This window comes from Klebsiella sp. 141203, assembly GCF_032601985.1.
Lineage (GTDB): Bacteria > Pseudomonadota > Gammaproteobacteria > Enterobacterales > Enterobacteriaceae > Klebsiella > Klebsiella aerogenes.
Map to the genome: position 1 here is coordinate 11828 of NZ_JAQIRL010000008.1, position 23160 is coordinate 34987.

At 57.2% G+C, this 23160-nt stretch carries 22 protein-coding genes; 6 read left to right on the forward strand and 16 right to left on the reverse strand.

All coding sequences use genetic code 11. From position 1 onward, the window contains the following. Positions 1–73: 73 nt before the first annotated feature. From phnK to PGR29_RS22735, 8 genes are all read right to left on the reverse strand, one after another. Positions 74–832 (reverse strand): phosphonate C-P lyase system protein PhnK, encoded by a 759-nt coding sequence (phnK, locus tag PGR29_RS22700; protein ID WP_042894298.1) that lies wholly within the window; start codon positions 830–832, stop codon positions 74–76. Then, positions 829–1677, reverse strand: a complete 849-nt coding sequence (locus PGR29_RS22705) for an alpha-D-ribose 1-methylphosphonate 5-phosphate C-P-lyase PhnJ (RefSeq protein WP_015368699.1) — start codon at positions 1675–1677, stop codon at positions 829–831. The genes phnK and PGR29_RS22705 overlap by 4 nt, the downstream gene beginning before the upstream one ends. Further along, entirely contained in the window at positions 1670–2734 is a 1065-nt protein-coding gene (locus tag PGR29_RS22710) for a carbon-phosphorus lyase complex subunit PhnI (protein ID WP_316425367.1), read from the reverse strand. Before PGR29_RS22710 ends, PGR29_RS22705 begins: the two co-directional genes overlap by 8 nt. Further along, the gene (gene phnH / locus PGR29_RS22715) at positions 2735–3319 is read right to left on the reverse strand and encodes a phosphonate C-P lyase system protein PhnH (protein WP_316425368.1); all 585 of its coding nucleotides are present in this window, start codon (positions 3317–3319) and stop codon (positions 2735–2737) included. Continuing rightward, complete coding sequence (gene phnG, locus PGR29_RS22720; protein ID WP_015368696.1) at positions 3316–3768, reverse strand: phosphonate C-P lyase system protein PhnG; 453 nt, start codon at positions 3766–3768, stop codon at positions 3316–3318. The genes phnH and phnG overlap by 4 nt, the downstream gene beginning before the upstream one ends. Continuing rightward, complete coding sequence (phnF, locus tag PGR29_RS22725; RefSeq protein ID WP_047065952.1) at positions 3769–4494, reverse strand: phosphonate metabolism transcriptional regulator PhnF; 726 nt, start codon at positions 4492–4494, stop codon at positions 3769–3771. Between the two features lie 156 nt (positions 4495–4650). Continuing rightward, positions 4651–5085 carry a VOC family metalloprotein YjdN gene (gene yjdN, locus PGR29_RS22730; RefSeq protein WP_045396544.1) on the reverse strand — a complete coding sequence of 145 codons (435 nt, stop codon included), beginning with the start codon at positions 5083–5085 and terminating at the stop codon, positions 4651–4653. Between the two features lie 284 nt (positions 5086–5369). After that, entirely contained in the window at positions 5370–5705 is a 336-nt protein-coding gene (locus tag PGR29_RS22735) for a zinc ribbon domain-containing protein YjdM (protein ID WP_015704081.1), read from the reverse strand. Positions 5706–6239: 534 nt separating this feature from the next. Here PGR29_RS22735 and proP point away from each other — a divergent pair. After that, complete coding sequence (gene proP / locus PGR29_RS22740; protein WP_020079848.1) at positions 6240–7742, forward strand: glycine betaine/L-proline transporter ProP; 1503 nt, start codon at positions 6240–6242, stop codon at positions 7740–7742. A 50-nt stretch (positions 7743–7792) separates the two neighbouring features. Here the strand turns inward: proP and melR are convergent, their stop codons facing one another. Next, positions 7793–8731, reverse strand: a complete 939-nt coding sequence (gene melR / locus PGR29_RS22745; protein ID WP_026612426.1) for a transcriptional regulator MelR — start codon at positions 8729–8731, stop codon at positions 7793–7795. A 239-nt stretch (positions 8732–8970) separates the two neighbouring features. Between melR and PGR29_RS22750 the strand changes: the two genes are divergently transcribed. The 4 genes from PGR29_RS22750 (at position 8971) to PGR29_RS22770 (ending at position 13443) form a co-directional block, all read left to right on the forward strand. Beyond that, on the forward strand, positions 8971–10323 hold the full coding sequence (locus PGR29_RS22750) for an alpha-glucosidase/alpha-galactosidase (RefSeq protein ID WP_316425369.1): 1353 nt from the start codon (positions 8971–8973) through the stop codon (positions 10321–10323). Positions 10324–10415: 92 nt separating this feature from the next. Beyond that, complete coding sequence (gene melB, locus PGR29_RS22755; protein ID WP_316425370.1) at positions 10416–11831, forward strand: melibiose:sodium transporter MelB; 1416 nt, start codon at positions 10416–10418, stop codon at positions 11829–11831. Positions 11832–12105: 274 nt separating this feature from the next. Beyond that, positions 12106–13062, forward strand: a complete 957-nt coding sequence (gene parM / locus PGR29_RS22765; RefSeq protein ID WP_316425371.1) for a plasmid segregation protein ParM domain-containing protein — start codon at positions 12106–12108, stop codon at positions 13060–13062. Between the two features lie 9 nt (positions 13063–13071). After that, positions 13072–13443, forward strand: coding sequence for a plasmid partitioning/stability family protein (locus tag PGR29_RS22770; protein ID WP_087859243.1), 372 nt, complete (start codon positions 13072–13074; stop codon positions 13441–13443). A 101-nt stretch (positions 13444–13544) separates the two neighbouring features. Here PGR29_RS22770 and cbpM read toward each other — a convergent pair whose 3' ends face one another. The 3 genes from cbpM to PGR29_RS22785 all read right to left on the reverse strand — a co-directional run bounded on the left by cbpM (position 13545) and on the right by PGR29_RS22785 (position 15592). Next, positions 13545–13850, reverse strand: a complete 306-nt coding sequence (gene cbpM / locus PGR29_RS22775; protein ID WP_087859244.1) for a chaperone modulator CbpM — start codon at positions 13848–13850, stop codon at positions 13545–13547. Then, entirely contained in the window at positions 13850–14767 is a 918-nt protein-coding gene (gene cbpA, locus PGR29_RS22780) for a curved DNA-binding protein (protein ID WP_308958321.1), read from the reverse strand. The genes cbpM and cbpA overlap by 1 nt, the downstream gene beginning before the upstream one ends. Positions 14768–14908: 141 nt before the next feature. Then, positions 14909–15592, reverse strand: a complete 684-nt coding sequence (locus PGR29_RS22785; RefSeq protein ID WP_087859246.1) for a TerC family protein — start codon at positions 15590–15592, stop codon at positions 14909–14911. Positions 15593–15811: 219 nt separating this feature from the next. Here PGR29_RS22785 and PGR29_RS22790 point away from each other — a divergent pair, with 219 nt between their 5' ends. Beyond that, the gene (locus PGR29_RS22790) at positions 15812–16603 is read left to right on the forward strand and encodes a DsbA family protein (protein ID WP_045380425.1); all 792 of its coding nucleotides are present in this window, start codon (positions 15812–15814) and stop codon (positions 16601–16603) included. 57 nt (positions 16604–16660) lie between these two features. Here PGR29_RS22790 and pgaD read toward each other — a convergent pair whose 3' ends face one another. From pgaD to pgaA, 4 genes are read right to left on the reverse strand one after another with little or no spacing between them, the layout of a single operon-like run. Beyond that, positions 16661–17095: a poly-beta-1,6-N-acetyl-D-glucosamine biosynthesis protein PgaD gene (pgaD, locus tag PGR29_RS22795; protein ID WP_087859247.1), complete on the reverse strand. Its 435-nt coding sequence runs from the start codon at positions 17093–17095 to the stop codon at positions 16661–16663. Further along, positions 17092–18423: a poly-beta-1,6-N-acetyl-D-glucosamine synthase gene (pgaC, locus tag PGR29_RS22800; RefSeq protein WP_087859248.1), complete on the reverse strand. Its 1332-nt coding sequence runs from the start codon at positions 18421–18423 to the stop codon at positions 17092–17094. The genes pgaD and pgaC overlap by 4 nt, the downstream gene beginning before the upstream one ends. Then, positions 18416–20401 (reverse strand): poly-beta-1,6-N-acetyl-D-glucosamine N-deacetylase PgaB, encoded by a 1986-nt coding sequence (gene pgaB / locus PGR29_RS22805; protein WP_410477043.1) that lies wholly within the window; start codon positions 20399–20401, stop codon positions 18416–18418. The genes pgaC and pgaB overlap by 8 nt, the downstream gene beginning before the upstream one ends. Before the next feature lie 38 nt (positions 20402–20439). Further along, positions 20440–22887, reverse strand: coding sequence for a poly-beta-1,6 N-acetyl-D-glucosamine export porin PgaA (gene pgaA / locus PGR29_RS22810; protein WP_213317931.1), 2448 nt, complete (start codon positions 22885–22887; stop codon positions 20440–20442). Positions 22888–23160: the final 273 nt, after the last annotated feature.

Genomic DNA, 23160 nt, shown 5'->3' on the forward strand with positions numbered 1-23160 from the left:
CGCGTTGCTCGGCCGGGCTACGCTGAATTTGTAGCCCGGCCAAGCGCAGCGCCGCCGGGAAGGGCACCGAGGGTTAGTTCTGCAACACCGACGACACCAGCAGCTGGGTGTAAGGATGATGCGGATCGTCGAGCACCCGGTCGGTTAAGCCACTTTCCACCACCTGTCCTTGTTTCATCACCAGCAGACGGTTCGCCAGCAGGCGGGCGACGCCGAGATCGTGGGTGACGATCACCGCCGCCAGCCCTAACTCCACCACCAGCCCGCGCAGGAGATCGAGCAGGCGCGCCTGTACCGAGACGTCCAGCCCGCCGGTGGGTTCATCCATAAACACCAGTTTCGGCTGCGTCACGAGATTGCGGGCGATTTGCAAGCGCTGCTGCATACCGCCGGAAAAGGTGGTCGGCAGGTCGTCGATGCGGGAAGGCGGGATCTCCACCTCCTGCAGCCAGCGTTCGGCGGTAGCGCGAATGTCGCCGTAGTGGCGGGCGCCGGTCGCCATCAGCCGTTCGCCGATGTTGCCGCCCGCCGAGACCTGGCGACGCAGGCCGTCCATCGGGTGCTGATGCACGACGCCCCATTCGGTGCGTAGCAGGCGGCGGCGTTCGGCTTCGCTCATGGCGTACAGCGAGCGCTGTTGATACCGCACTTCACCCTGTTGCGGCGCCAGACGAGCGGAAATCGCTTTCAGCAGCGTGGTTTTGCCGGAGCCGGATTCACCGACGATACCGAGCACTTCGCCCGGCCACAGCTCGAAAGAGACATCGCTAAAACCTTTGCCCGGCGCATAGAGATGGGTCAGGTGATTGACTGCAAGTAACGGCTGGCTCATTTTTTCTGCGCCTCGCTCTGTTGGCGGCAATAATCGGTATCGGAGCAGACAAACATCCGCTGGCCGCTGTCATCCAGCACCACTTCGTCAAGATAGCTGTGACGCGAACCGCAAATGGCGCAGGGTTCATCCCACTCCTGCACGCTAAACGGGTGATCGTCGAAATCGAGGCTTTCGACTGCGGTATAGGGCGGTACCGCGTAGATACGCTTTTCGCGCCCGGCGCCGAACAGCTGCAGCGCCGGCATCATGTGCATTTTGGGGTTATCGAATTTCGGGATCGGCGAAGGGTCCATCACGTAGCGGCCGTTCACCTTCACCGGATAGGCGTAGGTGGTGGCGATGTGGCCGAAGCGGGCGATATCCTCATACAGCTTCACCTGCATTACGCCGTACTCTTCCAGCGCGTGCATGGTGCGGGTTTCGGTTTCACGCGGTTCGATAAAGCGCAGCGGCTCCGGGATCGGCACCTGATAGATCAGGATCTGATCTTCCACCAGCGGCGTTTCCGGGATCCGGTGGCGGGTCTGGATCAGGGTGGCGTCTTCGGTGCGTTCGGTGGTGGCGACGCCGGTTACGCGTTTAAAGAACTGGCGGATCGACACCGCGTTGGTGGTGTCATCGGCGCCCTGATCGATGACCTTCAGTACGTCGTTCTCGCCGATAACGCTGGCGGTCAGTTGGATCCCGCCGGTACCCCAACCGTAGGGCATCGGCATTTCGCGGCCGCCGAAGGGCACCTGATAGCCGGGAATGGCCACCGCTTTCAATATCGCCCGGCGGATCATGCGCTTGGTTTGCTCATCAAGATAAGCAAAGTTATAGCCAGTCAGTGGGTTAGCCACGTTCGTTCTCCCGTTGCAGGCGTTTCAACAGCGCCAGTTCGGCCTGGAAATCGACATAGTGCGGCAGTTTCAGATGCGAGACGAAACCGGCGGCTTCAACGTTATCGGCGTGCGCCAGCACGAACTCTTCGTCCTGGGCCGGTCCGCTTATCTCTTCGCCGTATTCCGGCGCCTGAAGGGCGCGGTCGACCAGCGCCATGGCCATCGCTTTACGCTCGCTCATGCCAAACGTCAGGCCGTAGCCGCGGGTGAAGTGCGGCGGCTCATCCTTTGGATCGACAAAGCCGTTGACCATTTCGCATTCGGTCAGCAACAGCTCGCCAATATTGACGCTAAAACCCAGCTCTTCCGGCACGATTTCCACCTGCACGTAGCCGCTGCGGATCTCGCCGGCAAACGGGTGGTTGCGGCCGTAGCCGCGCTGGGTTGAGTAGGCCAGCGCCAGCAGATAGCCTTCATCGCCGCGTACCAGTTGCTGCAGCCGCGAGGAGCGCGAGCAGGGATAGACCGGCGGGGTGCGGGTGATATCGTCAGGCGGCGCGCCGCAGTCCGCTTCCGCTTTGGCCAGCCCCTGCTGCGCCAGCAGGTTGAAGACGTGCGGCGTCGGCTGCGTTTCGCTACCGGCTTTCTGCACCGACGGCGGTCCGCCGTTGGCCAGCAGGGCAAAATCGAGCAGGCGGTGGGTATAGTCGTAAGTGGGGCCCAGCAGCTGGCCGCCGGGGATATCTTTGTACACCGCGGAGATCCGGCGCTCCAGGCGCATACCGGCGGTATCAACCGGTTCGCTGACCGCCAGCCGCGGCAGGGTGGTGCGGTAGGCGCGCAGCAGGAAAATGGCTTCGACGTTATCGCCGCTGGCCTGCTTCAGCGCCAGCGCCGCCAGTTCGCGGTCGGCAATACCGCCTTCGGTCATCACCCGGTCCACCGCCAGGCTGAGCTGTTCGCTTATCTGGTCAACGCTCAGTTCGGGAAGCCGTCCATCGCCCCGTCGTTTCTGCTCTTGCAAAGCGTGAGCGGCGCTAATCGCCTTCTCGCCGCCTTTGACGGCAACATACATTTAGCACACCTCCACGTGGGTGGTACGCGGGATAGCCAGCAGGCGCTCGCCGCAGGTCAGGATCAGGTCAATGCCCAGTGGGAACGGGTGCGGGCGTTCGGTTAATTCGTCGATGATGCAGTCCGGCAGCTGTGGGGCGATCATTCGCTCCTCGGCAATGCCCGCGCCGGTCAGGCGCAGCATGCGTCCGCCGCTCAGGCTGGCTAGTTGAACAATCAGCGTGACGCCGGTTTCCGGCGCCGCCACGGTACCGGCGGAAAGGACATTAAGCTGTTCGGCGCTGATGGTGTCGCAGGTGACGGCAAATACCGCCTGCTGCGGCTGTTCCACCAGCGTCGCGCCGGTATGGAAGCGCAGATTTTGGCTGACCAGATCGTTATGCAGCGCGGCGGCCATCCACACCGGGGTGTCGTGATCGGCCAGCGTCAGCAGCAAGCTGGTGGAGGCGATATTCAGCGGCTGCCAGCCGTGCTGAAGCTGCTGCAGGGAGACAATCACTCCCGGCTCGCTCATTGCTTTCAGCAGGCGGCGGAAACTGTGTTGGGCATCCTGCACCGGTAGGGTAAAGGCGGTTTGTAATGTCATGCGTTATCTCCGCGAACCAGAGTAAAGAAGTCGACCCGGCTGGCGTTGACTTCGGCGCGGCGAGCATCAAGGCGCGCGCTGCGTTGTGCTTCCAGCGGGGTAATGAGGGTTTCCATTAAGGTGTGAAAATAGTGAGGCGATTGCAGCAGGCCGTCGATCGCCGCACAGCGCTCGGCGTGGGGGCGGTCGCGGCCCAAAATCCAGCTGTAGCCGAGGGTGCCATCGGCCAGGCGTACGGCGGCGCGGGTCAGGGTGGCGTCGCCGGCAAAGAAGCGATCGCCGATGCCGCCCATGCGCGCCTGGAGCTGTACCAGTCCGGTTTCCGGGGCGCGAATTAATTCATACTCCGGCGCCAGCCGCAGCGATTGCATGCGCGCCAGAAGGTCCTGCGGTTCACTGTGGGCCAGTACGGACATCCAGCGCTGGCGGGTGGCGGTATCGAAGTGCATTCAGTGCTCCATGGTGAATTCAATCATGTCGGCGCGGGTCAGGCTGACGGAGTATTCCGTCGTGACTGTCTCGCCCTCGCGGCTATTGAGCGTACGTACGCACAGCAGCGGCGCCATATTGGGGATTTCCAGCAGCTTGCTCTCTTTCGCCTGCGCGCGGCGGGCGCTGATTTTGGTGCGCACGCGGGTCAGTTCGACGGCGAGTTGGTCGCGCAGCAGGTCGTGTAGCGAACCGTGGGTGAAGGTTTGCAGCACCGGCCAGAAGCGCAGGTCGGCGAAGTAGTGGTCAATCAAACACAGCGCCACGCCGTTGACCCGGCGCAGGGTGCGCAGATGAATGACGGTTTCACCTTCGGCAATGCCAAAGGCTTCGGCGACATGGCTGCTGGCCGGGCGTAGCACCGACAACAGCTTCTCGCTGGTCGGGTGGCTGCCTTGTTCCAGCAGGTTCTGGCTGAAACGCGCCTGGGCGTTGAGCGGGTAGTCGATGGGGCGCATCAATACCAGCACGCCGACGCCCTGGCGGCGCTGGACCCAGCCGCGTTCCACCAGCTGATCGATGGCGCGACGTAGGGTGTGGCGGTTGACTTCAAAGCGCGCCGCCAACTGCTGTTCCGCAGGCAAATAATCGCCGCAGCGATAGTGATGGCGCAGCTCCTGTTCAAGCCTGGCGGCAATTTCCTGATACCGGGTGGGGTAACTGGTCGGATGTCTGGATAAGTACATGGTTATCGAGCCTCACTAAGCACCTTGGGGATCCCCGTTGAGCGTGGGCTGATACTGACGCGTTTTTGTTACATTTCTGTTAAGTCACGATGACCGCAGGATGAAGAGTTGATGCCGGTGAGATGACAGGGCGGAGAAGCCGCCCTGTGGAGAAGATTAGGGTTGTTTGACGACGTTAACCATCCACGGCACGCCGAAGCGATCGACCACTTTGCCGAAACCGTGGGCCCAGAAGGTCTCCTGCCACGCCATTTCGATGCGCCCGCCATCGGCCAGCGCCTCAAACCAGTGTTTGCCTTCAGCAATATCTTTTGGCTCCAGCACGAGGACGAATCCTGCGTAATGCTCCATGTCGCTACTGGGGCTATCGCTAAGCATCAAAATACTGTCGGCGACCTGCAGGCTGGCGTGGGCAATGCAGTCGGCGGCAAGATGCTGCCCGGAGGCGCAGCCATCGTCGGCATCCTGGGCGCTCTGCGGCATCTCGCCGTAGGTGATTTGGTGGATAAGCTGCGCCCCCAGCGCCTGCTGATAGAAGGCGATGGCGGCAGCGCAGTTGCCGCTAAAAGCAATGTAAGGACTCAGGGACATAAGCATGACCTCAGATAACCAATGACCCATAAAGCGTAGTTGGTGACGGGCAAAAGAAGCCAGGCGGCAAAGCGGGGTGAATTTTTCTGAAAATGCGTCGCCGCGTGGCGGGAAGGCAGAGACGAAATGAGAATTGATCGCGCGGTTCGGTCTGGAGATTTCGGGAATAATTTTCGCGAAATTAGCAAAATAATTTCGCCGCGATCCGCCGCTGATATTCGGACGCGCCGGCGAGGTTGCCGCCAGCGCCGGAAAAATAATGGCGCTGGCGTAAAAAAAATTAATTAGTTCTTTTTGACGAATTCAGATTTCAGCTTCATCGGACCAAAACCGTCAATTTTGCAGTCGATGTTGTGATCGCCTTCGACCAGACGGATATTCTTCACTTTGGTGCCGATTTTCAGCATGGAGGAACTGCCTTTTACCTTCAGATCTTTCACCACGGTCACGCTGTCGCCATCGGCAAGTAAGTTGCCGTTAGCGTCTTTTACGATCAGCGCGTCGGTGTCGTCGGCCGGCTCGGCATTGTTCCACTCGTGGGCGCATTCCGGGCAGATGTACATGCCGTTATCTTCATATGTGTATTCAGAATGGCATTTTGGGCAGTGTGGAAGTTGCATGGCGTTCCTCGTGATTACTGGGAAAAATAGGACGTTGGTCCGTTAAACAGCGGCTATTAGCCGAAAGTGCGGCTGATTATAGCGCAATTCCGCACTTTTGTCGGGTATTTTTTCCAGGAAATAACGCAGGGTAATTATTTTGGCTTTGCGGAGAATATGCTGAAAAATGGACGTTAATAAAGTCCATAAATAAACATCGGCGGCGAAACAGAGATTGAACTTATTCATTTTATTTGGCTCTGTAATTAAGCTGGGCGAATTTTTCGTGAAGTTGATCCCAAATTTAAACGCTGGTAGGGTAAAAAGGGATGTAAGTAAATTCGTCACTGCTTATTTGGTAAGTGAATTATTAATTTAAGGCCAGAGCAGGCGTCAACAGGTTCGGTTGTACACTCTGTCAGAAAGACAGTGCAGGCAAACCTGCTACGCTTGAAATGTGGAGCACAGCACTTCGCCGCTCCCAACGTACGTCGCGAATGACCTCGTCATTTGGCGAGGAGTCGTGCGCTCAAGGCGATAGCACAGAGGAAAAGTATGCTTAAAAGGAAAAAAATAAAGCCGATCACGCTTAGGGATGTCACCATCATCGATGATGGTAAGTTGCGAAAAGCCATCACCGCGGCCTCGCTCGGTAATGCGATGGAGTGGTTCGATTTCGGTGTGTATGGTTTTGTGGCTTATGCCCTTGGTAAAGTCTTCTTCCCCGATGCCGATCCCAGCGTGCAGATGATTGCCGCGCTCGGTACTTTCTCGGTTCCCTTCTTGATTCGTCCGCTCGGCGGCCTGTTCTTCGGGATGCTCGGCGATAAATACGGTCGACAAAAAATCTTAGCGATCACCATCGTTATCATGTCGATAAGTACATTCTGTATCGGTCTTATTCCGTCGTATGCCACTATTGGTATCTGGGCGCCGATTCTGCTGCTGTTGTGTAAAATGGCGCAGGGCTTCTCGGTGGGCGGCGAATATACCGGGGCGTCGATCTTCGTGGCCGAATACTCGCCTGACCGTAAACGCGGGTTTATGGGCAGCTGGCTGGACTTCGGTTCGATTGCCGGCTTCGTAATGGGCGCAGGCGTGGTGGTACTGATTTCCAGCGTCGTGGGTGAAGAGAACTTCCTCGACTGGGGCTGGCGTATCCCGTTCTTCCTGGCGCTGCCGCTGGGGATTATCGGCCTGTACCTGCGTCACGCGTTGGAAGAGACCCCGGCGTTCCAGCAGCACGTGGATACCCTTGAACAGGGCGATCGCGAAGGCCTGCAGGAAGGTCCGAAGGTCTCCTTTAAAGAGATTGCCACCAAGCACTGGCGCAGCCTGCTGACCTGTATTGGCCTGGTGATTTCCACCAACGTGACCTACTACATGCTGTTGACCTATATGCCGAGCTACCTGTCGCATAACCTGCACTACTCGGAAGATCACGGCGTACTGATTATTATCGCCATCATGGTCGGCATGTTGTTTGTCCAGCCGGTTATCGGCATGTTGAGCGACCGTTTTGGCCGTCGCCCGTTTATCCTGGTGGGTAGCGTCGCGCTGTTCACGCTGTCTATCCCGGCCTTTATCATGATTAACAGCAACGTGATTGGCCTGATTTTCGCCGGTCTGCTGCTGCTGGCGGTGGTGCTGAACTGCTTTATCGGCGTGATGGCCTCATCGCTGCCGGCGATGTTCCCGACCCACATCCGTTTCAGTGCCCTGGCCAGCGCCTTTAACATCTCGGTGCTGATCGCCGGTCTGACGCCGACGCTGGCGGCATGGCTGGTGGAAACCACCCAGAACCTGATGATGCCGGCTTACTATCTGATGGTGATTGCGGTGATTGGCCTGATTACCGGCCTGTCGATGAAAGAGACCGCTAACCGTCCGCTGAAAGGGGCGACGCCGGCGGCGTCCGATATCCAGGAAGCGAAAGAAATTCTGGGCGAGCACTACGATAACATCGAACATAAAATCGAAGATATCGATCAGGAAATCGCCGACCTGCAGGAAAAACGCGCCCGTCTGGTACAGCAGCACCCGCGTATCAACGACTAACCGCTTTTCACTGTTCACGATGCCGCCTGGGGAGACCCAAGCGGCATTTTTTATGGCTGCGGCGGCGCGAGGCTGTGGCGGCGCTGCTGGCTCAATTTACGGTACTGCTGCGGCGGCATGCCGACGTAGCGGGTAAAGGTGCTGTAGAAGCGGCTGCTGGAACGGAACCCGGCGGTGAGGGCGATATCAAGGATGGTCTTATCGGTGTCGCTCAGCAGCGCGCGCACGTGATTGATGCGCATGGCGGTGATGTACTGCTTCATGGTCTGCTGCATTACCCGCTGAAAAACGCCCATCGCGTAGTTTGGGTTGAGTTTAACGTGCTCGGCGACGGCATCGACGGTCAGCGCCTGGTCATAATGGGCGGCGATAAATTCCAGCATCTGGCTGACATAAAATTGCGCGTGGCGCGAGACGCTGTTCTTGTGCGTGCGCGAGGTCTTATTGACCAGAATCGGCTGCCAGCCGGCGAGGCTCAGCCGTTTGAGCATCAGGGCGATTTCATCGATCGCCAACTGGCGAATCTGTTCATTCTCGTGATTCAATTCCTGCTGCCAACGGCGTACTTCAAAAGCGCTTAACTGCTGGGCGGCAAGAGATTTAATCACCATCCCGTGGGTGACGTGGTTTATCAGTTCGCGATCCAGCGGCCACGACAGAAACAGATGCATCGGCAGGTTGAATATCGCCATCTGCTGGCAGTCGCCGGGGCGGGTCAACTGATGCGGCGTACAGGCCCAAAACAGGGTGATATAGCCTTTCTCAATGCGCACCACTTCATTGTTAATCAAATACTCCACGTCGCCGTCGAACGGCACGTTGACCTCTACCTGGCCGTGCCAGTGGCTGGTGGCCATGGCGTGCGGGGGGCGCAGTTCGATATCCATGCGCTGATACTCGGAATAGAGCGCCAGCGGGCTGCGGCTCTGCTTTTCATCGCTGCTGCACATGTGCGGGTCGGGGGGCAGGGAAGTGAAGCGGTGTTCCATCATGGGCGGATTCCTGGATCGTCAGAGTGGCTGCGTTTTTAGCCTGAACTGATTACAGCTTAGTGGAATCATCGGCCCGTTTTCTCTCCTTTTAAGCCGATCTATTCCCAAAAACTCAGATTTTGTGGCGTTCAATGGCCGATCTGAGTTTCCGGGAATGCTCCGGCGGGAACGGGGCAGCGCAGCGGCGAGCGGCATGCCACTCTGAAAGTGTTCAATGACCTGATGGAGAGAGCGCGATGTCCGCCCCAAAAATTACCTTTATCGGCGCCGGTTCGACGGTGTTCGTCAAAAATATTCTCGGTGATGTTTTCCAGCGCCCGGCGCTGAAATCGGCGCATATCGCGCTGATGGATATCGATGAAACCCGGCTGGAAGAGTCACATACCGTGGTACGAAAGCTGATGGATTCCGTCGGCGCGAATGGCGAAATTAGCTGCCATCGTGATCGTAAAACCGCCTTGCGGAACGCCGATTTTGTTGTTGTCGCTTTCCAGATTGGCGGCTACGAGCCCTGCACCGTGACTGACTTTGAAGTCTGTAAACGCCACGGCCTTGAGCAGACCATTGCCGATACGCTGGGGCCGGGAGGCATTATGCGCGCGCTGCGCACCATCCCGCACCTGTGGGCTATCTGCGACGATATGAGCGAGGTCTGCCCGGACGCCACCATGCTTAACTACGTTAATCCGATGGCGATGAACACCTGGGCGATGTACGCCCGCTACCCGCATATCAAGCAGGTGGGTCTGTGCCATTCGGTGCAAGGCACAGCGGAAGAGCTGGCGCGCGACCTTAACCTCGACCCGGCGGATTTACGTTACCGCTGCGCGGGCATTAACCATATGGCGTTCTATCTGTCGCTGGAGAAAAAGCTCGCGGACGGCAGCTACGTCAGTATCTACCCCGACCTGCTGCAGGCCTACGCCGAAGGGCGGGCGCCGAAGCCGAACCTGCATGGCAATCCGCGCTGCGAGAACATCGTCCGCTATGAGATGTTCAAAAAGCTGGGCTACTTTGTCACCGAATCGTCGGAGCATTTCGCCGAATACACGCCATGGTTTATCAAGCCGGGGCGCGACGATCTTATCGCCCGCTATAAAGTGCCGTTGGATGAGTACCCTAAACGCTGCGTCGAGCAGTTGGCCAACTGGCATAAAGAGCTGGAGAGCTATAAGAGCGGCGAGCGTATCGAGGTTAAACCTTCGCGCGAGTATGCCAGCACCATCATGAATGCCATCTGGACCGGCGAGCCAAGCGTGGTGTACGGCAACGTGCGCAACGATAATCTTATCGACAACCTGCCGCAGGGTTGCTGCGTGGAAGCTGCTTGCCTGGTGGACGCCAACGGCATCCAGCCGACGAAAGTAGGCGCGCTGCCGGCGCATCTGGCGGCGCTGATGCAGACCAACATCAACGTGCAGACGCTGCTAACGGAGGCCATCCTGACGGAAAATCGCGATTACGTTTATTACGCCACAATGATGGATCCGCACACCGCCGCGGTGCTGGGGATCGAAGAGATCTACGCGCTGGTGGACGATCTGATCGCCAGCCACGGCGACTGGCTGCCGGCCTGGCTGCACCGTTAATCTTCTCATGCCGCCGGGGGATCTGGCCCGGCGGCGCCTGCCATGCTCTATCAAACGCTAAAGGAGGCGCTGGCGACAGCGACCTGTACCCTATGAGTATTTCAATGACAACAAAGCTCAGCTACGGATTTGGTGCCTTTGGTAAAGATTTCGCTATCGGTATCGTTTACATGTATCTGATGTATTACTACACCGATATTGTTGGCTTATCGGTTGGGGTGGTTGGCACCTTGTTCCTGGTGGCAAGGATCCTCGATGCGATAGCCGATCCGATCATGGGATGGATCGTCAACTGCACGCGATCGCGATGGGGGAAGTTCAAGCCGTGGATCCTGATCGGCACTATCACCAACTCGGTGGTGCTGTATATGCTGTTCAGCGCCCATCACTTCAGCGGCGGGGCGCTACTGGCGTGGGTGTGGCTGACCTACCTGCTGTGGGGCTTCACCTATACCATCATGGATGTGCCGTTCTGGTCGCTGGTGCCGACCATTACCCTTGATAAACGCGAACGTGAACAACTGGTGCCTTACCCGCGCTTTTTCGCCAGCCTTGCCGGGTTTGTGACCGCCGGCGTCACGCTGCCGTTTGTCAGCGCCGTCGGCGGCGCCGATCGCGGCTTCGGTTTCCAGATGTTTACCCTGGTGCTGATTGCCTTTTTCGTAATTTCCACCCTCGTTACCTTGCGCAACGTCCATGAGGTTTACTCGTCGGATAGCGGCGTAAGCGAGGATTCCAGCCATCTCTCACTGCGCCAGATGGTGGCGCTCATCTATAAAAACGATCAGCTGGCCTGCCTGTTGGGCATGGCGCTGGCCTATAACACGGCGGCGAATATCATTGCCGGCTTCGCGATTTATTACTTTACCTACGTGATTGGCAGCGCGGAGATGTTCCCGTATTACATGTCCTATGCGGGGGCGGCGAATTTGCTGACGCTAATCCTGTTCCCACGGCTGGTGAAAGGTCTGTCGCGACGCATTCTGTGGGCGGGGGCATCGATCATGCCGGTGCTGGGCTGCGGCGTACTGTTGCTGATGGCGCTGAGCGGGGTTTACAACATTGCGCTGATTTCGCTGGCTGGAGTGTTGTTGAATATTGGAACCGCGCTGTTCTGGGTGCTGCAGGTCATTATGGTGGCCGATACCGTTGACTACGGCGAATATACGATGAATATCCGCTGCGAAAGTATCGCCTACTCGGTACAGACGCTGGTGGTCAAAGCCGGTTCGGCGTTTGCGGCCTGGTTTATCGCCATCGTGCTCGGTATCATCGGTTACGTGCCGAATGTGGTGCAATCATCCCACACGCTGCTGGGGATGCAGGCGATTATGATTGCGCTGCCGACGATCTTTTTTGCTCTGACGCAGTTTCTCTATTTCCGCTATTACAAACTGAATGGCGATATGTTGCGACGTATTCAGATTCACCTGCTGGATAAATATCGTCGGGTACCGGAAAATGTCATCGAGCCGGAACGGCCGATCGTGGTACCCAATCAGGTGTAAAAAGCGTGCGAAAACCGCTGGCGAAAGAGGGGAGGGATGCTCTCTTTTTGCACAAAAAAAGCGTTTAAAATAGACAGAAATGAAAACTTTTAGTTCTCTTATTTGTCTCTTATAGTTCTCTCTTTGAACTCAATGAGTTAATTGAAATCTCCATTGTTTCTCAAATAAAACTCAGAATTGTCTCTTTTTCGTGCTCTTGCGCTGCTTTTTAACTCTTGCTACTCTTTTTGGGTCTTACATTTTCTCTTATTTGTCTCAGTGATGGAGCAATGCGATGCGCATTTTTATCGATGATGGTTCAACCAATATCAAAATGCTGTGGGAGCAAGATGGCGAAACTTTCACCCATATCAGCCCCAATAGTTTCAAGCGCGGCTGGTCTGCCACCTTCGGCGCCGGGAAGCCATTTAACTACACCGTGGATGATGAAAAGTACTCTTTCGACCTGATCACCCCCGATGCGTTACCCACCAACAATATTGATTGGCAATACAGCCCGTTGAACTCCATCGCTGTTCACCATGCTCTGCTGACCAGCGGCCTCGAACCGCAGGATGTCGAGATTGTGGTCACCCTGCCGCTGACTGAATTTTATGATGAAGATGCGCAATATCGTCTTGATAACATTGATCGTAAGAAAAAGAGCCTGCTGCGCGAAGTTAAACTGAATAAAGGCGTGGTGTTCAATATCACCAAAGTCACCGTGCGTCCGGAATCCATTCCGGCGGGTATCAGCCTGTGCGATGAGCTGAAACCGTCGCATTCGGTGCTGATTGTCGACCTCGGCGGCACCACGCTGGATATTTCGATGGTGGCCGGGCAAATGACCTCGGTTTCGCGTATTTACGGCGACCCGAAGCTGGGCGTATCGCTGGTGACCGACGCCGTTAAGCTGGCGCTGGCGCGGGCGAATACCGATACCTCCAGTTATAACGTTGACCAGATAATCATCAACCGCCACGACGAAGAGTATCTGACCGATAACATCAACGATCCGGATGCGGTATCTGAAGTGAAAAAGGTTATCTCCAACAGCATCGAACGCCTGACGACTCGCGTTCTGACGGCGATTGATAGTTTTAAAGGCTATTCTCACGCCATCGTGATTGGCGGCGGCGCGCCGCTGGTTGCCGATGCGATTCGCGAACGTATGGGTCTGCGCGAAGATCGCTTTGTGGTGGCCGACGAGCCGCAGTTCGCCCTCGTGCGTGGTCTGAAAATTATTGGTTAAGGAGCGTCTATGACTCTGGATCGCAGAAAGGTTCTGATATACCTGCGCCCGGATATCAGCGCCAGCGAGCGCTTTGCGGACGCGAAAATTGAAGCCCATCATCGTGGCGATCGCGGGGATATGTCGCGTACAGCGCTGCTGGCAGGGTTAGCGTTGGGTGAAGTAGATAGCCGGCTGCCGTCAATGCTGGCGGCGCTGCTGGCGGAAGATACGCCACCGGAGACACTGCGTAGAATGCTGGCCTCGTTTCTTGAGATTCAGCCAGCCTCTTCCGCTGCGGCATCTACGCCAGCGGCCGCGCCGGTTAAGGCGCCCGAGCCGCCTGCACCGGTGAGCGAGAGCGTCTCCGCGCGTAATCTCGCCGGCTCGCTGCCGGATTAAGCGCTTATCCCGGCTTTCGCTACGCGCAGCCGGGCTACGGTTTGCGCTGTGAGTGACCTGTAGGCCGGGCAAGGCGGAACGCCGCGACCCGGGAACTCCGCTTAGCTGTGGGTCAAAAAGCGGGCCAGACGCTGCTGCAGTAGCCGATTTTCGCGGGTGAGTCGCGCATTTTCATCCAGCAGCGTCAACGCCACCGCAATCCCCGGCCAGTCCAGCTCCAGCTCGTTACGCAGGCGCACAGCGCGATGCACAATCGTCACCGCGCTGTCGTCAAACAGCCAGGTTTCAGCCTGCGGCTGGTGCGGCTCAATCATCCCTAAGCCGACGATCTCCGTCAGCTCCTCTTGCGACACCCCGGTGCGCAGGCACAACTCGGTGATGGTAAACGTCACTGTTACTTTAGCCATCAGGCTTTCCCCCATGTCTTACGCGGATCGAAGCTGGCTTCGCTTTCGGCGAGTTGCTGCCAGAGCTCACGCGCTTTTTCATCTGGTTTTGGCGGCATAACGATTTTGATGACGGCGAACAAATCGCCGGTGTGGGTTTTGCTTACCAACCCTTTGCCCTTGATGCGCAGCCGTTGTCCCGCCTGGCTACCCGCCGGAATTGTCAGCAGAATGCTCTCTTTTAACGTCGGTACGGTGACTTTCGCCCCCAGCGCGGCTTCCCACGGCGCCAGCGGCAGTACGATCTCCAGGTTATGACCGTTGATGTCGAACAGCGGATGCGGCGCGATGTGAATCACCAGCCACAGATCGCCATTCGGGCCGCCGTTTTCGCCTGGCGTCCCCTGACCTTTCAGGCGAATTCGCTGGCCATCGCTGACCCCCGCCGGAATTTTCACATTCAGCGTTTTCGGCGTTTCACTCTCAACCATGCCGAAGACGTTATAGACCGGCAGCTTGTAGCTGACGGTACGAGTCTGTTCGGCGAGGGTTTCTTCGAGGAACACCGCCACTTCGATTTCGACATCGTGACCGCGCTCGGCGCGCTGGCGGCGGGCGTGATGCGCCTGCTGGCCGAACATCGAGGAGAAGATATCGTCGAAGTCCTGCTGGCTGTAGCTTTGTTCGTGGGCGTGCTGTTGGCGGTTGAACTGCGGATCGTTGCGGTGCTGCCAAAGTTGATCATATTCGGCGCGACGCTGATCGTCTTTGAGAACTTCCCATGCTTCGGCGAGATCTTTGAATTTTGCTTCGGCATCGGGTTCTTTGCTGACGTCGGGGTGATATTTACGAGCCAAACGGCGATAGGCGGTCTTGATGGTTTTCAGATCGTCCGTTGGCTTAACCCCTAGAATGGTATAATAATCCTTTAATTCCATGGTGTTATCTCATTTATGCTCAAAAATCTGGTCACAGAATCCCTGGATCAGGCGGCTCTATTAAGAGTAGGGCAAATGAGAAAGGGTGGCGGAGAAAAGTGGCAAAAACTTGACGCCGTCGGGGATGACGGCATCCAGTGATTATTCTGGGGTGCCGGAGCGGTAGTTGCGCCGCCATCCTTCCAGCAGCACCAGCGCCGCACCAATGGCCCCGGCAACAAAATGTAGATAATTCGGGGAGTTGGGGAACAGCTGAACAAAGGTCGGGTCGGTTATCATCATTGAACCGGCAATCCAGCCAATCAACGCGCCGCCCAGCAATACGACCGAGGGAAAGCGAGTCAGTATGGCCAACACCAGCTTACTGCCCGCGACAATAATCGGGATGCTGATTAATACCCCCAGCGCCACCAGCAGGAGATGGCCTTTACCGGCGGCTGCCACGGCTAGCACGTTATCCAGCGACATGATCACATCGGCGACGGTGATGGTGACGGCGGTGCGCCACAGGCTACTGGAGCTGCTGATATCGCTCTCTTCTTCCTCGTTGGCGACCAGCTTAATGCCAATCCACAGTAGCAGTAACGCGCCGACGATTTTTAGCCACGGCAACGACAACAAATAAATCGCCACCGCCAGCAGCGCGACCCGGGCGATAATCGCGCCGAGAGTACCGATAACAATGGCTTTGGTGCGCAGATGCGCCGGCAACTTGCGGCAGGCCATGGCGATGACCACCGCGTTATCGCCGCCTAATAACAAATCGATGGCGATGATTTGTAGCAAAATAACGGCGAAGTCCCACTGACTCAATATTTCGTTCATGCCTGGCTCGTATTGCAAATAATGTCGATCAAAAAAGATGGGCGCAGGGTACTCCCGTTCTTCGCCCCTGACCACCCTTCAGGCCGTAGGGGGAATCGCGGCGTCTGACAAATAAAGTTACGAATCAATGCATAGACTGACAATGATTCGCCGCCAAAGGATGATATTTTGTCCGATTAGGCTCACCTGCCGTCTACTTTTTCGTAAGGACTTTTCAATATGTCTGGCATCAAGAATCTACTTATTCTCGCCCTGGCGGGCGCTTCCCTGCTGCCGGCGCTGGCCAGCGCCGCTGACGCGCCGGCCGCGACGTTCACCGCGGAGCAGGAAGCGCGTATCGGCAAAATCGCCGCTGACTACCTGGTCGCCCATCCGGAAGTGCTATTGCAGGCCAGCCAAAAGCTGCAGCAAATTCAGGCGGAGCAGCAGGCCAGCGCCGCTACCCAGGCGGTAATCAAGAATGCCGACAAGCTGACGCAGGATAAGGCCACGCCAACCTACGGCCCGGCTAACGGTAAAGTCACCGTTATCGAGTTCTTCGATTATCAATGCATCTACTGTAGCCGCCTCGCGCCGGTTATGGAGCAGGTGATTAAAGACCATCCGCAAACCCGTTTTGCTTTCAAAGAGTGGCCGATTTTCGGCAGCCGCTGGGCAACTTCGCTGGATGCGGCGAAAACCGGCCTGCAGATTTATCAGCAGAAAGGGGCAGAAGCCTATCTGACTTACCACAACGGCGTTTACGCCACCGGGCATAACGAAGGCAAACTGACGGCGGCGGACATCCAACAGCAGGCGAAAAAGGTGAACTTTGACGCCAAAAAAGCGGCGGACGTCGAACCGGCGCTGGAAAACATTAACCAGCTGGCGCAGGAGATTGGCTTAAGCGGTACGCCTGGCGTGATAGTCATGCCGACAACCGGCGCAACCGAAGCGACCATTACCGTCTTCCCGGGACTGGCCGACAAAGCCTCGCTGGATGCGGCGATTAAGAAAGCCGGCGGTAACTAATTTCACCGTCCCGTAAGCACAAAGGCCGCAAGCGATGCGGCCTTTTTTGTGGTTCCGTTAGCGTTCGTCTTCCTCGCTCTGATTGATTTTTAAATCAATGATTCTGCCAATCTGGTCGTGATATACCGTCAGCAGGTTATATTGGCTCATCTCGGAAATGATTTGCGGTGCGATATTAAAGCTCTCCGCTAGCTCTTCATGACGTAGCGAGGCCATGCTGCCGTGCCGCCGGGCGTTATAACGGCGTAGATTGTACTGATACCACAAAATCAGCAGCCAGCCGTTAATTGCTGCTACCAGTAAATAGACCAGTACGGTATTAAACGACGCCATAATCGCGTCCCAGCTGTCGTTACCGTGCTGGGTAAACTGCATCAGCAAATTGGCATACAGAAAAAAGGCGAAGCCGGCCCACGCGATAGCGGTTAATACGCCGTCAAAGATGCGCGGCAACACGCGATGCTCGGTTAAGATCAGGGTTTGTTCGTTCATGACATTCTTCCTTTACCTCTATCGGGGCTGACCCAGCGAGCCCTGGCGCGTTTACGTTTCAACATGACTTTAGGGAAGGCAACGATGGTGGTTAACAGGCCAATCATCCAGTACACCATCGGAAACCAGATCACCCAGAACAGCGAGCCGGCGACGCCGCGTTCATAGCGCCGTTCGATGTACAGACTGGCGATAAACTGCAGCAGACACATCACCCCCAGCAGCAGCCCGGTAAATTCCGGCGGAAAAAGGCTGCGGACGGTCAGATTCTCCGGCAGCGGGGCAAAATGGCTGGCGATGAACAGCAAAATGGTGACCGCATAGGCGAAGGCCCACAGCGTGGAGAGGGCATATTCGAGAAACAGCGGCCACATCCGGTGATGCTCCCAGCGAAACAGGCGGCGCAGATTGACCAGAAAAACCTCGGCGCCGCCTTGCGCCCAGCGTAACCGCTGTTTCCACAGCCCCTTCAGCGTCTCCGGCATCAGGATCCAGCACAGCGCTCGCGGCTCGAAGAAAATCGCCCAATGGCGCAGCTGCAGCTTCCAACTGATATCGATATCTTCGGTGATCATATCCGGGCTCCAGTAGCCGACGTCCGCCAGCGCCTGGCGACGAAAAGCGGCAATCACACCGGAGACGGTAAACACCCGGCCGTAAATACGCTGGGTGCGCTTAATCAGCCCGATTATCGAAGAGAATTCGCCGACCTGAATGCGGCCAATCAGCGTCGAGCGGGTACGAATTCGCGGGTTGCCGGTCACCGCGCCGACGTGGGGATACTGAATCAGCGGCGCTACCAGGTAGGCGGCGGTATCACGGTCGAGCAGGGCATCGCCGTCGATGCACACCAGCAAGTCCCCACGCGCGGCGGCAGCGCCGGCTTTCAGCGCTACCGCTTTCCCCTGATTTTCGGCTAGATGAATCACCCGCAGCAGGTCGTACTCTTCCGCCAGTTGATTCAGCACCCTGGCGGTATCGTCGGAGGAGCCGTCGTTGATGGCGATCACCTCAATGTTGCGATAGCGCTGAGCCAGCGCGGCTTCGATGGTCTCGCGGGCATTTTTCTCCTCGTTAAAGCAGGGAATCAAAATAGAGATCAGCGGATCGCCGTCGAGTTTCGGCGGCGGCGTCTCTTTACCCCACGGCCAGTGGCGTTCCAGTTGAAACCAGAAGTAGAGCCCGCCGGTTATCCACAGCACCGACATAAACAGCGGCCAGAAGAAGACGAAATCAAGTATCAACTCGCCGGTGAAAACGGCGGCCACGCCCAGCGGTAGCCCGAAAACCAGGCATAAAATCGAAAATGCGATAATGCGATCAGTCATTGTTGGGATACCAGTACGATGAAAACAGGGGCCTGATTTTTGAGATATCAGGCTGATTATTAAGAAAATCGTCGGGGTAGTAGCCGTAATTGTTGACGCCGTTGAGCTGTAATGTCCGCATCCAGTCGACCAGCTGTTGGTCAGGGATGGCGTTTTGCTGCGGGAGACTCCAGTCTTTAGCCTGTAGCTCAAAAATGGTTTTCTTCAGTGCGCCCGGCCTGGCGCTGACGGCGCGCACCAGACGCGCCAGCCACGCATCGCTTTCCGCAACCGGAACGGATTCCATCAGCGGCATCGCCATCGGCACCGTCCAGTCGTAGGCCGTCAGAAAATCATCCAGATTCTGCGCGAACCAGGCCTCGCTTTCCGGTTGCAGGATCGGCAGGGCGAAGATATTGCGCGCGGTTCTCACCTGCGGGCCGCGAATCGCTTTCACGCTCTGGCTGAGCGTGCGGGTGAAGTCGATAAGCGTCTGACTTTTAAATCGCGTCCAGGCGTGCAGCGTGGCGGGGTTTTGGCGGATCTGCGCGATATCCTCCCGATGGCCCGCCGCACGCCAGGCAGCCATCGCCCCGGCGCCGGCATCTTCGTAATCCGTCAGTACCGCGTCGTCGTGGAACAGCACGCCGTCAAAGGTCGCGTAGCGGGCAAGGTCCTGATAAATATCGCGGATCTCGTCGCGCACCTGGCTATTCCATGGCGACAGACGTACATAGGGGTGAGTAGCCTGGCGCAGCGTGTTGCTTTGTGCATCCCAGCGCTGTACGCGCGGTAGCGAACCGTCCAGATCGAACGCCAGCACTGGCATCCACGCATACACTTTGGCGCCGCCGCGCGTCTGCAATTGCCAGGCGACGAAATTAAACAGATCGGCGCGCATCGGCAGGCGGCGGTTGGGGAAGTAGAGCGCTTTCACCGTGCCGTCGCCGAGCGGATCGGAAAAGGCCTGTAGGAAAACGTGAGTGATTTTCATGTCATAGACGCGCTGGATCAGCTTATCGATATTTTTGCGCTGCTGAGCCGGGTCTTTATCGTAGACATAATCGAGATCGACGTGCATCACCCGAACCGGTTCACGCTCCTGGATTTGCGTCACCTGGCTGGCGAAGGCCTTGATCGACGGGTTACCGGAGATAAGCAGACGGGGAATGTTATCCAGATCGCGCACGTCGCCCAGACCATCGCCTAGGGTAAACGCCAGTTGATAGCCGCGATTTTTGGCAATAGCCAGCGATGTGCCGTTGGCCGCGCCGTAGGGCCATACCCAGGCGCGCGGCGCTTTGCCGGTGACGTCGGCGATTTTGTCGCTCACTTTGCGCACGTCGGCATCGATGCGCTGGTGAAACTGCTGGTCGCTTTCGTAGCGCCCACTGGCCTTATCATAAAAGCGGTTGGCAACCGCCGGTTCGCGGCTACCCTGTGGATTGGCCTGAATACCATAGTGCGAAGCCCAGGTATGCGCGCCGATTTCAACCAGAGGTGATTGCGCGAGCTCGCGCACCATCTCCCAGGTGGCGAAACGTTCGCGCGGGGTCATCAGACCGCCGAAATCGACTTTTTTCTGCTCCGGCGTATCGACCCAACTGCCTACCGGCGCCCACAGTGCCGGGACGTTCCAGGCTTTTAACAGCGGCCAGACCCGGGTGTAAAAACTGCTGTAGCCATCATCGAAACTCAGCAGAAATGCCTTCGGCGGCAGTGTGATTAACCCCGCGTTGGCGTCGAGAATATTTTGCACGCTGATGGCCTTATAACCATTGTGCAGCAGCCAGCCGATTTGATCGTTGAGCGCGCTGGTACGCACCGCCAGATAGCGCTGATCGGCGGCATCGTCTTCTACATCGTGATAGGCCAGTACCAAAAACTTATTATGCGGCCAGGGCTTATTCGCCTCCGGTTGCGGCCGCGCGTCCGGCGGCAGAAAAGGAATCGTCTCTGCGCGAAGCGCGCAGGTCATCAGGAGCCAGCCGATAACCATCAGGCTGATGCGGATACTTTTGTTGACCATGTTTATCCTTAAAACCGTAAATTCGCATCAAGGGCAATGGAGAGATTGCTTTCGCGTTTGCCGTCGTAAGGGCGCTTGTCCCAGTTCAGCATCACGCCGGTGTCGATCACGTTGTTCCAGCGAATACGCTGGCCGTAGCCGAGCATGGCGATAGCGCCGGCCGAATATGCTTTTTGCCAGTAGGCGCCGCCGCCTGCCGCAAGCTGCTGGCTCCAGACGGTATCGTAGTGCTGATACATGACGTGATCGGCGACCAGCGCCGAGGTGGCGGCGAAGTCGCGTTTCGGGTTGTAGTACAGGGTATCCGTCCGGCTGTTGGCGCTGGCGGAAAGCCCAGGTTCCAGATCGAGCGTGATGGTTGGCGATTGCCAGAGCCGCTCTTTGCCGGTGAAGGTGTATTCCTGACGACGGTTGTGGTCGGAGAAGCGGCTGGCGGCGGCGCTAAAGCGATATTCGCGTCGCTCGTTTTGATACCAGCGAACCCATCCCTCGCCGCGGTTGGCGCTGATACCATTGCGCAGCGCGCGCAGCGGCGTCTGGCGCGACAGGCGTTCGACCTCGCCGCCAATCTGCCAGCGATCGTTGAAACTTTGCCAGGCGGAAAGCCGGGCGCCGGGTTTGTTGTCGCCGGCAAAATTGTTGTTGGAGATTTCCAGTTCAGCCCAGGCATCACGCGGGCGCCATTCGATGCCGCCAAAGAGCTGGCGGCTGGAGCCTTTTCCTTCATCAAAATTCCCTTTGGCGAAGCGATTACCGGCGAAAAGCCGCCAGTTATCAGCGATTGGCGGGCCGTAAATCGCTGCATCCCAGCTAAAGTCGTGGCTACCGCTGACCGGGTTATCCGAGTGGATCCCCTGAATACTGTTGAGACGCAATTCCGACATATGGTGCACCTCGCGAGCGCGAGCTAATTTTTGCGTGCTCAGGTCTTCAGGGCTGCGCGCCAGCAGGTCATCGGTTAATAGCTCCATCTGCCGCCACTCCTGAAGATCCATCGCCACGTAGGCCTGCTGGCGTTCGAGGGGAATATTCGACGGCTCCAACGCTTCCGCCGCTTTCAGTTCCCGTTCGGCGGCGCGGGGTAAACCGCGCGCCTGCAGTATCGCCGCGTAGTCAATGCGCAGCCCCTGATTACCGGGCGCGGTAGCGGCCAGTCGGCGGGAGAGACGCTCGGCTTCCGGCAATGCGTTAGTACTCAGTAAATACTGTACCTTCAGCGATTGGGCGTTTAGCCACGGGTCGTTTGGCTGCGGCGTCGGCGAGCCGTAAAGGCGGCGGGTGTAGGGAACACCGTTAGTCACTTTGGCGAGATAGTCGCGGGCGGCCTGATACTGGCCGCTGTCCAGCAGCGCGTAAAATAACTCATGCTGATCATCTTGCGGATCAGGGCGATAAAGGGGATGTTGGCGGGCGATCGCCTGCGCGGCCCCGACGTTCTGTTGCGCAAGATAAGAGGAGATAACCCAGCCGATGGCCCAGTCAGGAACGGGCTGCTGAGCGGCGGTCAGCGACTGATATTCACTGATGACCTGAGTGTAATAGCCGCGGGTGTATAGCGCGCCGAGGCGGTCAATACGCGCGCGGGCAAGATCCTCTGCGGCCTGCGGATCCTGACGCCAGCGGGCGAACAGCGCGTCGTAGCGGTTGAGCGCCATTTGCGCCAGGCGAAAGCGCTCCTGTTCACCGCGGGCAGGGGTGTCCGCCAGCCGTACCCACTCCGCCGCTGCGTCCATTTCCAGCTTTCGCTGCTGCGCGGGCGTTAAGGTGGTTTTGGCTGACCATTGCAGCGCAGGCGAATTGATGCGATTGCTGCTCAGGCTTTCAATCAGGCTATTGAGCGTCTCTCTGTTTTGCGGCGCGAGCTCCTGCGCGCGCATATCGGTGAGCAGCTGGTCCCAGCTTTTTCCCTGACGTAAATAGACGTAGGAGAGCGTCTGCAGGTGAGCGGCGCTGGGTGTGGTGGCGACTAAGCGGCGGGCTTCACTTAGCGCCTGCCCGTCATGGCGCGCATCGGCCAGCGTTTTAATCCGGCCAATAAGATAATCGTCGTTCTTCGGCTGTTGGCTGAGCGCTTGATCCCAAAGCGCCAGCGCCGAAGACCACCGTTTTTGATTACGGTAAGCCTGCGCCGCTGCCGCCGTACCGCGTGCCGGTAGCGCCATATAAACCTGATAACGCTGCCAGACCTGGATAACTTCTTCATCACGTCCAGCCCAGGAGGCAATTTGTAGCCAGTCGGCGACTTGCTCAGGCGTCAAGGCATGTTGTTGCTGATACTGCTGAAGATAATCGAGAAAAGGAGAGTAATTACCTTCACGCGCCTGTAGTACATGCTGTTCATATATCGACTCAGCCCCCTGAGCCAGAATAGGCGTTAACAACAATAAACTAATTGAAAGCGAGAATGTCGTGCGGCGATAAAAGAATAACTTATTGAAACGAGTTGATCTTCCCATAACTATTTACCATATGTCCATCAAGAATCCATTGCACAACACGTCGGCCTTTTAGCTGAATGCAAAAGGATGGGGTAATGAGTTTTTACCTGACGGTACGCGGCTGCGATTACTTATTTAAGGTAATAAAATATCTCCTCGCGATAACGGGGTGGCGATTAATGTACACCTGATATGTTTGCCTGAAAATATGTCAAATAATAGACCTGTGGTTTTAAGATAAATCTGGAAATTGTCCTTTTATACAATAATTAATTGTCTGATGTTACGCAT

Excerpts from the sequence above, each read along its gene's own strand:
- phnK (WP_042894298.1), bottom strand. The coding sequence starts at position 832 with ATGAGCCAGCCGTTACTTGCAGTCAATCACCTGACCCATCTCTATGCG.
- PGR29_RS22710 (WP_316425367.1), bottom strand. The coding sequence starts at position 2,734 with ATGTATGTTGCCGTCAAAGGCGGCGAGAAGGCGATTAGCGCCGCTCAC.
- phnH (WP_316425368.1), bottom strand. The coding sequence starts at position 3,319 with ATGACATTACAAACCGCCTTTACCCTACCGGTGCAGGATGCCCAACAC.
- phnG (WP_015368696.1), bottom strand. The coding sequence starts at position 3,768 with ATGCACTTCGATACCGCCACCCGCCAGCGCTGGATGTCCGTACTGGCC.
- phnF (WP_047065952.1), bottom strand. The coding sequence starts at position 4,494 with ATGTACTTATCCAGACATCCGACCAGTTACCCCACCCGGTATCAGGAA.
- yjdN (WP_045396544.1), bottom strand. The coding sequence starts at position 5,085 with ATGTCCCTGAGTCCTTACATTGCTTTTAGCGGCAACTGCGCTGCCGCC.
- PGR29_RS22735 (WP_015704081.1), bottom strand. The coding sequence starts at position 5,705 with ATGCAACTTCCACACTGCCCAAAATGCCATTCTGAATACACATATGAA.
- proP (WP_020079848.1), top strand. The coding sequence starts at position 6,240 with ATGCTTAAAAGGAAAAAAATAAAGCCGATCACGCTTAGGGATGTCACC.
- melR (WP_026612426.1), bottom strand. The coding sequence starts at position 8,731 with ATGGAACACCGCTTCACTTCCCTGCCCCCCGACCCGCACATGTGCAGC.
- PGR29_RS22750 (WP_316425369.1), top strand. The coding sequence starts at position 8,971 with ATGTCCGCCCCAAAAATTACCTTTATCGGCGCCGGTTCGACGGTGTTC.
- melB (WP_316425370.1), top strand. The coding sequence starts at position 10,416 with ATGAGTATTTCAATGACAACAAAGCTCAGCTACGGATTTGGTGCCTTT.
- parM (WP_316425371.1), top strand. The coding sequence starts at position 12,106 with ATGCGCATTTTTATCGATGATGGTTCAACCAATATCAAAATGCTGTGG.
- PGR29_RS22770 (WP_087859243.1), top strand. The coding sequence starts at position 13,072 with ATGACTCTGGATCGCAGAAAGGTTCTGATATACCTGCGCCCGGATATC.
- cbpM (WP_087859244.1), bottom strand. The coding sequence starts at position 13,850 with ATGGCTAAAGTAACAGTGACGTTTACCATCACCGAGTTGTGCCTGCGC.
- cbpA (WP_308958321.1), bottom strand. The coding sequence starts at position 14,767 with ATGGAATTAAAGGATTATTATACCATTCTAGGGGTTAAGCCAACGGAC.
- PGR29_RS22785 (WP_087859246.1), bottom strand. The coding sequence starts at position 15,592 with ATGAACGAAATATTGAGTCAGTGGGACTTCGCCGTTATTTTGCTACAA.
- PGR29_RS22790 (WP_045380425.1), top strand. The coding sequence starts at position 15,812 with ATGTCTGGCATCAAGAATCTACTTATTCTCGCCCTGGCGGGCGCTTCC.
- pgaD (WP_087859247.1), bottom strand. The coding sequence starts at position 17,095 with ATGAACGAACAAACCCTGATCTTAACCGAGCATCGCGTGTTGCCGCGC.
- pgaC (WP_087859248.1), bottom strand. The coding sequence starts at position 18,423 with ATGACTGATCGCATTATCGCATTTTCGATTTTATGCCTGGTTTTCGGG.
- pgaB (WP_410477043.1), bottom strand. The coding sequence starts at position 20,401 with ATGGTTATCGGCTGGCTCCTGATGACCTGCGCGCTTCGCGCAGAGACG.
- pgaA (WP_213317931.1), bottom strand. The coding sequence starts at position 22,887 with ATGGGAAGATCAACTCGTTTCAATAAGTTATTCTTTTATCGCCGCACG.